This is a genomic window from Neobacillus sp. Soil_C_43 (assembly GCF_057656715.1).
This window is the reverse complement of the sequence record NZ_JBDGJV010000017.1, coordinates 16,907-29,841: the sequence shown is the minus strand read 5'-3', so window position 1 is coordinate 29,841 and position 12,935 is coordinate 16,907. Positions and strand designations below refer to the sequence as shown.

General features: G+C 40.0%; 14 protein-coding genes and 1 pseudogene. 13 read left to right on the top strand and 2 right to left on the bottom strand.

Annotated elements, in window-relative coordinates; translation table 11 throughout:
* Positions 1-235: 235 nt before the first annotated feature.
* From AC3A54_RS19880 to AC3A54_RS19830, 11 genes are all read left to right on the top strand, one after another.
* Positions 236-907 carry a Type 1 glutamine amidotransferase-like domain-containing protein gene (locus AC3A54_RS19880; RefSeq protein WP_487655879.1) on the top strand — a complete coding sequence of 224 codons (672 nt, stop codon included), beginning with the start codon at positions 236-238 and terminating at the stop codon, positions 905-907.
* On the top strand, positions 900-1,535 hold the full coding sequence (locus AC3A54_RS19875) for a nucleotidyltransferase family protein (protein ID WP_487655878.1): 636 nt from the start codon (positions 900-902) through the stop codon (positions 1,533-1,535). The genes AC3A54_RS19880 and AC3A54_RS19875 overlap by 8 nt, the downstream gene beginning before the upstream one ends.
* 17 nt (positions 1,536-1,552) lie before the next feature.
* Positions 1,553-2,386, top strand: coding sequence for a DUF4362 domain-containing protein (locus AC3A54_RS19870; RefSeq protein WP_487655877.1), 834 nt, complete (start codon positions 1,553-1,555; stop codon positions 2,384-2,386).
* A gap of 21 nt (positions 2,387-2,407) precedes the next feature.
* The gene (locus AC3A54_RS19865) at positions 2,408-2,980 is read left to right on the top strand and encodes a nucleotidyltransferase family protein (protein ID WP_487655876.1); all 573 of its coding nucleotides are present in this window, start codon (positions 2,408-2,410) and stop codon (positions 2,978-2,980) included.
* 57 nt (positions 2,981-3,037) lie between these two features.
* Positions 3,038-3,226, top strand: a complete 189-nt coding sequence (locus AC3A54_RS19860) for a hypothetical protein (RefSeq protein WP_487655875.1) — start codon at positions 3,038-3,040, stop codon at positions 3,224-3,226.
* Positions 3,227-3,281: 55 nt separating this feature from the next.
* The gene (locus AC3A54_RS19855; protein ID WP_487655874.1) at positions 3,282-3,980 is read left to right on the top strand and encodes a hypothetical protein; all 699 of its coding nucleotides are present in this window, start codon (positions 3,282-3,284) and stop codon (positions 3,978-3,980) included.
* Positions 3,981-4,247: 267 nt separating this feature from the next.
* Positions 4,248-4,415 carry a YezD family protein gene (locus AC3A54_RS19850; RefSeq protein ID WP_335528295.1) on the top strand — a complete coding sequence of 56 codons (168 nt, stop codon included), beginning with the start codon at positions 4,248-4,250 and terminating at the stop codon, positions 4,413-4,415.
* A gap of 183 nt (positions 4,416-4,598) precedes the next feature.
* Entirely contained in the window at positions 4,599-5,687 is a 1,089-nt protein-coding gene (locus AC3A54_RS19845) for a sulfate ABC transporter substrate-binding protein (protein ID WP_487655873.1), read from the top strand.
* 76 nt (positions 5,688-5,763) lie between these two features.
* Positions 5,764-6,597: a sulfate ABC transporter permease subunit CysT gene (gene cysT, locus AC3A54_RS19840; protein ID WP_487655872.1), complete on the top strand. Its 834-nt coding sequence runs from the start codon at positions 5,764-5,766 to the stop codon at positions 6,595-6,597.
* Between the two features lie 16 nt (positions 6,598-6,613).
* Entirely contained in the window at positions 6,614-7,504 is an 891-nt protein-coding gene (gene cysW / locus AC3A54_RS19835; protein WP_487655871.1) for a sulfate ABC transporter permease subunit CysW, read from the top strand.
* On the top strand, positions 7,505-8,581 hold the full coding sequence (locus AC3A54_RS19830; RefSeq protein WP_487655870.1) for a sulfate/molybdate ABC transporter ATP-binding protein: 1,077 nt from the start codon (positions 7,505-7,507) through the stop codon (positions 8,579-8,581).
* A 90-nt stretch (positions 8,582-8,671) separates the two neighbouring features.
* Here the strand turns inward: AC3A54_RS19830 and AC3A54_RS19825 are convergent, their stop codons facing one another.
* Complete coding sequence (locus AC3A54_RS19825; protein ID WP_487655869.1) at positions 8,672-9,142, bottom strand: divergent PAP2 family protein; 471 nt, start codon at positions 9,140-9,142, stop codon at positions 8,672-8,674.
* Between the two features lie 202 nt (positions 9,143-9,344).
* Here AC3A54_RS19825 and AC3A54_RS19820 point away from each other — a divergent pair, with 202 nt between their 5' ends.
* Complete coding sequence (locus tag AC3A54_RS19820; RefSeq protein ID WP_487655957.1) at positions 9,345-10,961, top strand: glycerol-3-phosphate dehydrogenase/oxidase; 1,617 nt, start codon at positions 9,345-9,347, stop codon at positions 10,959-10,961.
* Positions 10,962-11,240: 279 nt separating this feature from the next.
* Here the strand turns inward: AC3A54_RS19820 and AC3A54_RS19815 are convergent.
* Positions 11,241-11,725 (bottom strand): annotated as a pseudogene (locus AC3A54_RS19815) (AraC family transcriptional regulator).
* 209 nt (positions 11,726-11,934) lie between these two features.
* Here AC3A54_RS19815 and AC3A54_RS19810 point away from each other — a divergent pair.
* Entirely contained in the window at positions 11,935-12,933 is a 999-nt protein-coding gene (locus tag AC3A54_RS19810; protein ID WP_487655868.1) for a glutathione S-transferase family protein, read from the top strand.
* The last annotated feature ends 2 nt before the right edge of the window (positions 12,934-12,935 follow it).

The window sequence follows — 12,935 nt, the reverse complement described above, 5'->3', positions numbered from 1 at the left end:
CTTCATAGCTTGGATGAAGGACAAAAAGCAAGGAGGAGGGCCAGGATTTGTCCTTCATAGCTTGGATGAAGGACAAAATGCAAGGAGCAAAGCCGGTTTTTGTCCTTCATAGTTTGGATGAAGAACAAAAACCAAGAAGGAGAGCCAGGATTTGTCCTTCACTCAGGCAGGGATTCGCCTCAAATATGTCGAACTTCAGATAAAATTGGATAGATTTAGAAAAGGGGTACAAAGTATGCGAAATCTCGTGCTTTTGAGCAATATTTCAGATGATATGAATCTACATTTAGAGGAAAGAATTAAAAGAATGATAGGCGAAGGCCATTTTAAATTAGCATACATTCCCTCCCAATCGGACCTACAAAGAAGATACTTCAATTATATTAAAGAATATTTCCAGTCCTTAGGGGTTAGTGACTTTTTATATTTTGATGCCGATCAAGAATACGATGGAAGCTTGCTAGAAGAATTAGAAGACTGTGACGGTATCTTTTTATCAGGAGGCAACACCTTCTATTTTTTAAAAAACCTCCAGGAAAGAAATCTAATCCCAACCATCCAAACCATGGCGGAAAAAGGTAAATTACTTATCGCTCTGAGTGCCGGAAGTATCATGATGTCTAAAACTATTAAGATTGCGGACTACATAGACGAAAATATCGTTGATTTGCAGACATTAGAGGCATTGAATCTAATAAACTTTGAGTTCATGCCACATTGGGAAGTACAGCAGCCTCGTCTAGAGGAACTATTAGAGTATTCTTTAACGAACCAAATCACGATTTACACTTGTTACGACGGTGATGGCATTGTTTTACAAGGAGATACAATTGAGTTTTTTGGAAAGATAAATGAAATCCGAAAAGGTAATTGGAATGAATCGACTAGAGGTGGAGAAATTGAGTAATTGGGAAAAGGCTCTATCAAAAATATGCGAGATCTACTTTAACTCCGAATCAAGAATGGATTGGATATTGGTAGGCTCTGTTGGGTCGGTGCTACAAGGCTGTGACATGAATCCAGGAGACATCGACATTTATGTTAAAGATAAAGAATGTGTCGGCCAGTTTGCGAATCTTTTACATCCATACACCCTTCATGAAAAGCAGGAAGACAAGCATGATGAAAATTGGCTATCCTCCGTTGAAGAGCCAACCTTTACCCAAACCTTCCCGTCTGGTTTTACCTGGACAAAAGGACGTTGGAAAATCGAAGGCGTCGATGTTGAGGTCGTGAACATATCCAATTCAGCAGGGATTCCCGATTCGCAAACAGGAGATGGCATTTGGGAAGGCGGAAAATACATTTGGGACTTATATGAAAATGTCTCTTTTGGGCCATACACCATCCCTATCGTCCCACTAGAAATACAATTAGAATCCAACTATAGAAGACAAAGGCAGGAAAGGATTGATGCCATCAACAAGGCGATGCAAACCTGTGGTTACAATGAAGAACTATTAAAGAAAGCTCTTTCTAGCAAACACCTTCTACAGTTTTACGCAGCAATGGGAGTTGAGAGTCCTATTTCGTGAAAAGAGGAGATGGAAGAATGAGTTACAAAGCCTTTTGGCTGGGATTAACCATATTCATAATTGTCATATTATCGGGTTGCCAAGGAGGAGATCATGCTACTACTAAACATAAACCAACTGCAAATGAAATAGTAGAAACACATGGGAGTCTTTTGCATATTGAAAGGTTGGACCGATTTGTTAAAAATATGAACAGTGGGAAGAAGGATAAAGTTCGACTCATCCGCTATACAATTGAAGGTGACCCCATATATTATAATTTAGCGTATGACGGCTCCAAATTCACGATTAAAAGAGATACTACAGAGGACAAGTACGGAGGCGGAGATGTAATTACTTATAGCTGCAAAAGTATTCAAAAGCTAGAATCTAATACTAGTACGAAATATATGGTAGAAGAATGTCCTGACTTTGGAGAGGAACTACTGACCATTTCTCATGATGTAGACCACGAGGACCAGTTTGATTTTGAGTTAAAATATGGTGTTGGGTTGAAAAATAAAATCAACACTAAAGACCAAGAGTTGATCAAGGACCTGCAAAATGGGGAAGCAGTTGGCGTTAGCGATTTTCAGTTTTCAAAAGATGAAATGAACCAAATCTATAAACTCATGATTCTTTCAAACTATCTTGAGGATAAAAAGCTATCAACTAAATGCAATATGAAGCCATTAGTTAGTTATGAGCTAACTGTTTGGATTAATGATGCACAGCGCCATTTTGCCTGGTCTGAATGCGATAAGAGTAAGGACGGAAAACAAATGTCGGAGCTGGTTTCTGATATTCAAGCCATCCTAAAACAAAATCCTGTCTACCAATCGCTCCCAGAGGTTAAAGGATCTTATGAATAACAAAAGGTGGGTCAACAAAAAATGATAGATGAACAAGAAATCATTTTGATTATACAAAGTGATCCATGGATGATGGAGATATTAAAATCAGTAAAATCACTGAACTTACCTGATTGGTGGATTTGTGCTGGCTTTGTTCGTTCGAAAATATGGGATACTCTTCAGGGGTTTAGTGAAAGGACACCTATTCCAGATATCGATGTCATTTATTTCGACCCAACGTCTATTGATGAGTTAGAGGAAAAGAAGCTTGAAAGAAAATTGGGGGCTCTTAAGCCATACATTCCATGGTCGGTAAAAAATGAAGCTAGAATGCATATTAGAAATAAATTACTACCTTATACCTCCTCTGTGGATGCAATTTCGAAATTTCCAGAAACAGCGACCGCATTAGGGGTTAAAATAGATGAAAATGAACATGTCATCTTAACTGCTCCTTGGGGAATTAGCGATGTGATCCATTTCGAGGTAAGACCAACCCCATTTTTTACTGAGAATAATGAGCGAATGAAAATGTATGATGAACGTGTAGCAAAAAAGAATTGGCAAGCTACATGGGACAGGATAAAAGTTTTTACAATAGAGCATAGTTAGACCTTGCCTGTATTTTAAAAAGACGGTAAGCTTTAAAAAAAGAAAAGAGGGATCTGCATGGCATTTGATACATCAACTTTAGGTTTACCATACTACAGCCTGGATGCGGCAGCGGTCGATAAAAGTCCAAGTGAGATGGTTATTACAGATAATAATGGAGAAACTTATTACATAGTGACAAGGGATGTATATGAGGACGGTCCACAACAAGAGGGGTACCAAATCGCCGTAAACGAAGGAGAGTAATGTTACTCTCCTTTTATTGATGCTTCACGAAAAAATCCGTACAGGAGCCATTAAAATGAAAAAGCTACTATCCTTTATTCTGCGATTTCTAGGATTTATCGCCATCATCCTATTGACTATTGGAATATTTGTATTAATCGCATTCATGCAGGAAGTGTTGTTTGTACCAAAAGAATATATCATTTGGATATTCAAATCACCTTATTCAGGATTGGTTTTTATCTTTGAGGTTTATCTTTTTGCGGGGTACTTTTACCTTTTTAACAAAGAATTTAGAGACGCTTGGCGATATGGTAAATTTTTTAGGCAGTATAGAAAAATCATTTTGATGGCTGTTGCAGCATTTACTATTGTTTTACTATATACAGTTATAACACCGGTAACTGTAGTTAAAGCCGATAAAATCGTCCATTATTCCTTTTTAACTCCAAAGGGAAAGGAATATAGCTACAATGATATTGTGAAAATCCAGACTGGGGTGTATGGGAAGGGGCGATCCTCTTTGTTTGGACACTCAAAGGGCGACTTCTTTTACATTATTGAACTAAATGACAGGACAAGGATTGATTTAGCTGAGGTGGGCGGAACTAAGAAGGATGAAGATGAGCGGTTTGTCATTGAGAAGCTCGATAGGCAATTTGTGGCCATGAACATTCCTAAAGAAGCCAGTATGAAAAACTTTGAGTACACGAAGAAGAGTTTAGCTAAAATATATACGGATAAGATACGGAACATTTTGGAGAATACAAAATAACTTTTAAAACTTACTTGACAGGTAGGAAATGTCAGAATAAAATGTAAATAATCTAACTGAATTATTTAAGCTGATTGGAAAACCAAAGGCTTATACTCATTTTTATGGGTATAAGCCTTTTATTATTTTAGAAGGGAGAAAATCATCATGACTTATCCGATTAGTAAGTATAGTCCACATTGTTGTCTGTCTACTAGGTTAGTAATTTTTTTATATAAAAACCAAGTAAACACATAGGATATATTATATATAAAAGGGGATGAATATATGGCGAATGTAGATCAAGCCAAGGCAAACTTTATTCTATCAACTCTAAAAGGGATGGAGTATGGCTCGGTTATTATCACGGTTCATGACGGTGCGATCACTCAAATTGATAAAACCGAGAAAACACGATTTGGACAAAAGAAGCATGCTTCAAAAGAGAAACAATAACCTTAAAAAGATAATGCACTTAGTAATCTATTATTTTTCATGCCGATCAGACTTACTGAAGGCTGCTATTTTTTAATACTGTTTTAAAGCTGTTTTTCGGAGCTTTTTATGAGCCGAAATTCTCTTTAACAAGTATTAAAGATATAGCAGCCTTTTTTATTTAAAAAAAGGGGGAGTTTCACCATGTTACGTATTCAAAAAGGTTCTTATAAGTTTACACTGCTGCTATTAATACTTGCTGTTCTTTTAACCGGATGCGGAAGTAATCAAACAAGCAGTCAAACTGGTCAAAAAAAGGAAGAGAAAACAACTCAAAAAACCACTGAAAAGAAATCGCCAGTAGAGTTACTGAATGTTTCGTACGATCCCACTCGTGAGCTTTATGAAGAGTTTAATAAGGAGTTTGCAAGCTATTGGAAAAATAAAACAGGTCAAGAGGTAACGATTCAGCAGTCACATGGCGGTTCAGGGAAACAGGGCCGGGCGGTTATTGACGGTCTCGAAGCAGATGTGGTTACACTCGCTTTGGCGTATGATATCGATGAAATTGCAAACATAGCTGGTTCGCTTTCAAAGGATTGGCAAAAGAAGTTAAAGGATAATTCTACTCCTTATACCTCTACGATTGTGTTTTTAGTTAGAAAGGGAAATCCGAAGGGCATTAAGGATTGGGATGATTTAACGAAGAAAGGTGTCTCAGTCATCACACCGAACCCCAAAACATCAGGTGGAGCTCGCTGGAATTACTTAGCTGCCTGGGCTTATGCACAGGAAAAATACAATGGTGATGAAAAGAAAATCAAAAACTTTATGGGTCAATTATATAGCAACGTAGAGGTGTTAGATTCAGGTGCCCGAGGTGCCACAACTACTTTTGTTGAGCGTGGCATTGGAGACGTATTAATCGCTTGGGAGAATGAAGCATTTTTAACCTTAAACGAGCTCGGGAAAGACAAATTTGAAATTGTAGCTCCGTCCATAAGTATCCTGGCCGAACCACCTGTTGCAGTTGTGGATAAAGTGGTGGATAAAAAGGGCACCAGAGAGGTGGCTGAAGCCTACTTAAATTACTTATACACAGAAAAAGGACAGGAAATTGTGGCGAAAAATTACTACAGGCCAAGAAATGAAGAAGTTCTTGCGAAGTATGCGGATACTTTTCCAAAGCTGAATTTAGTAACGATTGATGATTATTTCGGAGGCTGGAAAAAAGCACAGGAAACACATTTTAATGACGGCGGTACATTCGATCAAATATATCAGCCGAAGTAAGAAAAAATGAATAGGCGTTCCCAACCTTTAGCAGTTGGGAGCGCTTATGTATCTTTTAACGAAAGGGGTCAACCTCATGGCTCATATACAAAGCCTTAAAAGGAAACGAAGCAACGTACTCCCAGGCTTCGGCCTGTCACTCGGATTCACCATGTTTTACATTAGCCTTCTAGTCATTTTGCCCTTATCCATGATTTTTTTCCAAACGGCGGCTGCTCCATGGGAAAAAATCTGGCACACGATATCTGATCCGAGAGTAGTAGCATCCTATAAACTCAGCATTGGATCTTCGCTGCTGGCAGCATCGATTAATGTCATCTTTGGTGTCTTAATTGCATGGGTGTTAGTTCGCTACCGTTTTCCTGGAGCGAAGATTATCGATGGACTGGTTGATTTGCCCTTTGCCTTGCCGACAGCGATTGCAGGCATTGCCTTAACCACTTTATATACTAAGACAGGGTGGATTGGACAATTTCTGAGCTTTAAGGTGGCATTTACCCCACTTGGTATTACACTAGCTCTCACCTTTATTGGCTTACCTTTTGTGGTTCGAACCGTTCAGCCTGTCCTACAAAACTTTGAAAAAGAACTTGAAGAAGCTTCTGCTAGCTTAGGAGCTAACCGTCTCCAAACCTTTGGAAAAGTAATTTTCCCGGAATTACTGCCGGCAACGCTAACAGGCTTTGCTCTAGCATTTGCACGAGCACTGGGGGAATATGGTTCAGTGATGTTTATTGCCGGAAACATGCCGATGAAAACGGAGATTACGCCATTGTTAATTATGACAAAGCTTGAGCAATATGATTATTCAGGGGCGACTGCCATCGCTGCAGTAATGCTGATCTTTTCTTTTATTCTCTTATTCTTGATTAATTTGTTGCAATGGTGGACAAATAGGAAATTCATATAAAACATAGGAGGTCACTATGGCTGGACATGTTTCTCTGACATATGCAAGTAATACATCACTACAGACTACCTCGAAGAATTCTGAGCCTAGGTGGGTTCGCTGGCTCCTGATTACGGTGGCGTTAGGATTTTTATGTTTGTTTTTAGTTTTACCACTAGTTGCGATATTTGTGAAAGCTTTTGAAAAAGGGGGAGAGTTGTTTTTTGCAGCCATCACTAGCCCTGATGCGTTATCTGCCATTAAGTTAACCTTCCTAATTGCGCTTATTACTGTTCCTCTCAATGCGATTTTTGGAGTGGCGGCTGCTTGGACTGTGACTAAGTTCAATTTTAAGGGAAAAAGCTTTTTGATTACGATTATTGATCTGCCTTTTGCCGTTTCCCCAGTTATTGCCGGATTAGTGTTTGTTCTATTATTCAGTGCACATGGCTTATTTGGCCCTTGGTTAATGGCGCATGATATTAAGATCATTTTTGCATTGCCGGGCATTGTTCTTGCAACCCTGCTGGTTACCCTTCCTTTTGTTGCTAGAGAATTGATTCCATTGATGCAGACACAAGGCACAGCAGATGAGGAAGCTTCGTTGACCTTAGGGGCAAGTGGCTGGAAAACGTTTTGGTTGGTCACGCTTCCGAATATCAAATGGGGGTTATTATACGGTGTTATTCTCTGCAGTGCCCGGGCGATTGGAGAATTTGGAGCCGTTTCGGTTGTTTCTGGCCATATCCGCGGTTTGACTAATACTATGCCGTTGCATATTGAGATTTTGTATAATGAATATCAATTTTCAGCAGCGTTTGCTGTTGCATCGTTAATGTCCTTTTTCGCCATTATTACCTTGGTCGTGAAAAATCTGATTGAGTGGAAAGCAAAAAAATCAGTGATACCCGAAGAAGGAGCTGTCTAAATGAGCATTCAAATTAATAATATCTCAAAATCGTTCGGGACATTTAAAGCTTTGGACAATATTTCGATCGATATCCAAACAGGAGAACTCGTTGCCCTTCTTGGCCCTTCAGGTTCAGGGAAAACCTCCCTCTTACGAATTATTGCCGGATTAGAAGCAGCCAACCAGGGAGCCATCTTGTTCGGAGAAGAGGACATGACGTACATTAGTACGAAAGAGCGGAAGGTGGGCTTTGTTTTTCAACATTATGCTCTTTTCCGGCATATGACTGTTTTTGATAATATTGCATACGGGTTAAAAGTACGCCCACGGAAGACCCGACCTTCCAAGCAAGAAATTAAGGAGAAGGTGGAGGAATTATTAAGGCTGGTTAAGCTGGAGTTTTTTGCTGACCGCTATCCAACTCAATTGTCTGGAGGGCAAAGGCAACGGGTCGCCTTAGCGAGAGCATTGGCTGTTGAGCCTAAAGTCCTTTTGTTAGATGAACCTTTTGGTGCCTTGGATGCGAAGGTGCGCAAGGATTTACGTCGCTGGTTAAGAAAGCTTCATGATGATTACCAGATTACCAGTATTTTTGTGACCCACGACCAGGAGGAAGCGCTGGACGTGGCTGACAGAATTGTAGTGATGAACGAAGGGAAGATTGAACAAATCGGTACGCCTGAAGAAGTCTATGAAAGTCCCAAGACCCCATTTGTCTATCATTTTTTAGGAAATGTGAATTTGTTTAAAGGCCGTCTACACAAAGGGAAGTTACGGCACGGGAATTTTGAGGTGGAAGTGAATGCTCCTGAATATGCGGGAACTGTGAACACAGAAGCAGTGGGGTATGTCCGGCCACATGATATCAGTATTGAGCGTGAGCCAAGCACCGATTCAGTAAGTGCCGAGATAAGTTATATTCATTCAGTAGGTGCAGTGGTTCAGCTGGAGTTGATTCGTAAGGATACAGGGGAGTTTCTAGAGGCGGAGTTAACAAAGGAGCGGTTTCGCAGCTTAGGTTTAGCGACGGGGGAAGAGGTGTTTGTTAAACCGAAGCAGTTACGTGTATTTATACCGGAGGATTATTCGATATAACAGGATATAAAGAGCTGCCATGGAAAATGGCAGCTTATTTTTTAATGCCAATTATTGAAGAAAACACTACATTTAGATTGAAAAATTGAATTAAAACGGATAAACCAAATAAGTCAAATACCCCACAATTATCCCTGTAATCGCTCCGAAAAACACCTCCGCTGGCTGGTGGCCGAGCAATTCCTTTAGCTTATTGCGGGATTCTGTTTTCTTCAAACTTGGATGCTTTAAGGTCTCGATGAGAAGATTAAAATCAGCCAACAATGTATTTAACACTTCTGCATGATAGCCGGCATGTCTTCGAACTCCCATCGCATCATGCATTACAATAAGAGAGACGATCACCGCGATAGCGAACTCATTGGACTGAACCCCTGAGGTAATTCCAATCGCTGTAGTCAAAGAAATAATGGTTGCTGTATGGGAGCTTGGCATTCCACCTGTACTAAACATTAAGCTCCATTTTAGTTCTCTTGAGGTTAAAAAGTGTATCGGAATTTTTACGAATTGAGCAATCAACATCCCTAAAAGGGCAGCGCAGATGGGAAAGGATAAGAACATGGTAATCCTCCTATGTAGTGGCTTTGTTATTGCTTTTAATATTATATTATCAGAAAAATAAAACAAAGTAATATGTTGGAGATTTTGGTGTGAGGGATGAATACATTTAAATAGGGTAAATCATAATTAGCTCTTTTTCCTTAAATAGGAGGGTATTCCATTGAAATTTTCAAGTTTAAATAGAAAAATAATTTTAAACGAAATGGCTTTAGAAGAATTTGATGCCCTTGTCATTGGTGGAGGGATTACAGGCTGCGGGATTGCACTCGATGCTGTAACCAGGGGATTGAATACCGCGTTGGTGGAAATGCAGGATTTTGCGGCAGGAACATCTAGTCGGTCTACTAAACTAGTCCATGGCGGATTACGTTATCTAAAGCAGTTTGAGGTAAAAATGGTTGCGGAAGTCGGGAAAGAACGCGCCATTGTGTACGAAAATGGTCCGCATGTTACCAAGCCAGAGTGGATGCTTTTGCCTATTCATAAAGGAGGGACATTTGGCCGATTTAGTACCTCTATTGGTCTTCGAGTCTATGATTTTTTAGCTGGTGTAAAAAAGGCAGAACGGCGATCGATGCTGTCTCCTGATCAAACCATTGAAAAAGAGCCCCTTATTAAACGAGATGGATTAAAAGGTAGCGGACTCTATGTGGAGTACCGTACCGATGATGCCCGATTGACGATGGAAGTGTTGAAGGAAGCGGTGGCTAGAGGTGTGAAGGCCGTCAATTACACAAAAGTGAGCGAACTACTTTACCGGGACGGAAAAGTAGTCGGTGCAAGGGTGGTTAATCAACTAAATGGAGAAGTGTTAGATATTTTTGCGAAAAAAATCATTAATGCCACCGGACCTTGGGTAGATACCCTTCGTGACAGAGATCATTCCTTGTCTGGAAAAAAACTAAGGCTCACCAAAGGGGTACATTTAGTCATTGACCAGTCCAAGTTTCCTCTAAAACAGGCTGTCTATTTTGATACACATGATGGCAGAATGGTGTTTGCCATTCCTCGGGATGGAAAGACGTATGTTGGAACTACGGATACATTTTTCGATAAGGAGCCGACTCATCCGAAAATGACATCTGAAGACCGAACCTATCTTATTGAGACCATTCATTATATGTTCCCCGCAGTTCAGATTAACGAAGAAGATATTGAATCCAGCTGGGCAGGGATAAGGCCGTTAATTTATGAAGAAGGAAAAGACCCTTCTGAAATTTCCCGTAAGGATGAAATCTGGGTATCTGATTCTGGATTAATCACGATTGCTGGTGGCAAGCTGACCGGTTACCGCAAAATGGCAGAAACAGTGGTTGATTTGGTAGCAAAACAGTTGGAAGAGGAATGTGGGCTTCGTCTTAGCACATGCCAAACGAAGCATATGCCTATCTCCGGCGGTCAATTTGGAGGATCAAGTAAGTTTCAGGCTTTTATTGAAAAAAATTTAGAGGCCGCAATTGCGGTCGGATTTCCAAATGAACAGTACTTACAGCTCGTCCATCGATATGGCTCAAATATTCATCGTTTTTTTGAGATTGCTAAGGATTACGATTCCAATAATAAATTCGGTTTACCATTGGATATATATGTGCAGCTAAGGTATAGCATAGAGGAGGAAATGACTGTTACACCTGTGGACTTTTTTATCCGCCGGACTGGGGCCCTATATTTTAACATTCAATGGGTACAGCAGTGGAAAATTGCTGTGATTGATACGATGGCAGAATATCTTGAATGGACAGGTGAAGAAAAAGCAAATTACCAGAATGAGTTAGAAATCCAGTTGAACGATGCAGTGAACCCAACAGGATCTATATAAATGTGCAGTTTTTTTAGCTTTTTAGGGTAAAAACCCTTAATATAAAATGAGAGTTTGGGTAGAGGGTCCTGTAAGAGTAAATTTATTCATTCTCAGTTTGATTTATAAAAGGTCTATGAGCGAATTTTGGAAATTTATGAGCGAATTCCAATGGTTTATGAGCGAATCTAACTAGCTAATGAGCGAATTTCAAATTATATGAGCGAATACTTAAGAAAAGCAATCTAAAAGAGCACTACAATAAAACGGCAGCCAAAAAAAGGCTGCCGTTAACGTAACTTATTTTAATGGAATCCAAATTTCAGAGTAATAACCAGGTCCCCAAGGATCTCCGTCAAAATATACCTCTAATTCAGGTGTGCCTGCATGCTGGTATTGACAGGACGGGAACCACTCTGAGAAGATCTGTTTCCAAGCATTCTGCATAGCATCTGGCATCGGCCCATGAACTTCAAATCTTGGCTAGGGGTAAGTCCATGCTGTCTGCGAAATGCTTTTGAAAAAGCCTCCGGAGTGTCGTAACCATATTTCAGGGCAATATCAATGATTTTGCTGTTTGTAGTAGATAATTCCTGAGCAGCAAACGTTAAACGTCTTCGACGAAGATATTCTCCCACAGAAATATCTGTTAAAATCGCAAACGTTCGTTGAAAGTGAAATTCAGATACATGTGCCTGCTTTGCAATCTCCTCAATTGAAATCTCATCAAGCAGGTGCTCCTCCATAAAATCAATCGCTCTCTGCAATGATTCAACCCATCCCATATAGATCACTCCTTAACTTACATGCTAACAGCCTAAGAATTTTAAATCCTGTCAATTTCTGCTCTGGTAAAGCAGGTTTAATCTTATTTTTCTATTAAAATGCTTCGGTGTCTAGTGAACAAACATTTAATGTTATTGCTTCCATTTACAACCATATTACAGTTAAAATGATGTAAAGTCATATGCTCAATATGGAAGGGTGAATAAAAATGTCACTTAACGAAAAGAAAGAGCCGGTTCAGGAGATCTCCTCAGATGGTGCGTTTAAACGCCAAACGAATAGATTTACAACTCCATTTGGAAATAAGGATGGCGAGCTACCAGTTGAGGCAGGAAGGTACCGATTATTATGGTCTGCTGTTTGCCCGTGGGCACACCGGTCTGTGATTGTTCGAAGAATACTAGGTTTAGAAGAGGTTATTAGTCTAGGAACGGCAAGCCCCATGCGTCCTAAGCTTCCCCATGTGGACTGGGAGTTTTCTTTGGACCCGAATGGTGTGGATCCAGTATTAGGTGTGCGCTATATGAGTGAGTTGTACCTTAAGACAGATCCTGACTACACGGGACGGCCAACTGTTCCAGTGATGATAGACATTAAGGAGCAAAGAGTCGTCAACAATGATTATTTTAAACTTACAAACTATCTAGAAACTGTGTGGGAGCCATTTCACAAGGAAAAGGCTCCCAATTTATACCCGGAGCATTTACGGGATGAAATTGATGCATTGAATGATGTGATTTTTCATGAGGTAAACAATGGGGTGTATAAGTGCGGCTTTGCGCGGTCACAAGAGGCTTACGAAGAAGCCTATGACACCTTATTTAATAGATTAGATGAATTGGAACAGCGCCTTGCTACCAAACGATTTTTATTAGGAGATTATATTACTGATGCCGATGTGCGGCTTTATGCCACGCTAGTTCGCTTTGATGCAGCCTATTACTCAGCATTTAAAGCCAATCGGAATCGGATAGTTGATTTTCCTAACCTTTGGGGTTACTTGAGAGATTTATATCAAACTCCTGGTTTCGGGGATACGACTGATTTTGATGCGATAAAAAGGCATTATCATTTATCGAACCATATTGCCACCAACGATCAAAAGGGGCAAAATATCTTGCCGAAGGGGCCGGATCTTTCGGGTCTTGATTCAGAGCATGATCGTCAGACATTAAGTAATAAAAGGGAAAAATTCTTCATCTACTAAGG

Bases quoted from the DNA above. Each gene is read 5' to 3' on its own strand.
- AC3A54_RS19825 (WP_487655869.1), bottom strand. From the start codon at position 9,142: ATGTTCTTATCCTTTCCCATCTGCGCTGCCCTTTTAGGGATGTTGATT.
- cysW (WP_487655871.1), top strand. From the start codon at position 6,614: ATGGCTGGACATGTTTCTCTGACATATGCAAGTAATACATCACTACAG.
- AC3A54_RS19855 (WP_487655874.1), top strand. From the start codon at position 3,282: ATGAAAAAGCTACTATCCTTTATTCTGCGATTTCTAGGATTTATCGCC.
- AC3A54_RS19830 (WP_487655870.1), top strand. From the start codon at position 7,505: ATGAGCATTCAAATTAATAATATCTCAAAATCGTTCGGGACATTTAAA.
- AC3A54_RS19850 (WP_335528295.1), top strand. From the start codon at position 4,248: ATGGCGAATGTAGATCAAGCCAAGGCAAACTTTATTCTATCAACTCTA.
- AC3A54_RS19845 (WP_487655873.1), top strand. From the start codon at position 4,599: ATGTTACGTATTCAAAAAGGTTCTTATAAGTTTACACTGCTGCTATTA.
- AC3A54_RS19865 (WP_487655876.1), top strand. From the start codon at position 2,408: ATGATAGATGAACAAGAAATCATTTTGATTATACAAAGTGATCCATGG.
- AC3A54_RS19810 (WP_487655868.1), top strand. From the start codon at position 11,935: ATGTCACTTAACGAAAAGAAAGAGCCGGTTCAGGAGATCTCCTCAGAT.
- AC3A54_RS19870 (WP_487655877.1), top strand. From the start codon at position 1,553: ATGAGTTACAAAGCCTTTTGGCTGGGATTAACCATATTCATAATTGTC.
- AC3A54_RS19820 (WP_487655957.1), top strand. From the start codon at position 9,345: ATGGCTTTAGAAGAATTTGATGCCCTTGTCATTGGTGGAGGGATTACA.
- cysT (WP_487655872.1), top strand. From the start codon at position 5,764: ATGGCTCATATACAAAGCCTTAAAAGGAAACGAAGCAACGTACTCCCA.
- AC3A54_RS19860 (WP_487655875.1), top strand. From the start codon at position 3,038: ATGGCATTTGATACATCAACTTTAGGTTTACCATACTACAGCCTGGAT.
- AC3A54_RS19880 (WP_487655879.1), top strand. From the start codon at position 236: ATGCGAAATCTCGTGCTTTTGAGCAATATTTCAGATGATATGAATCTA.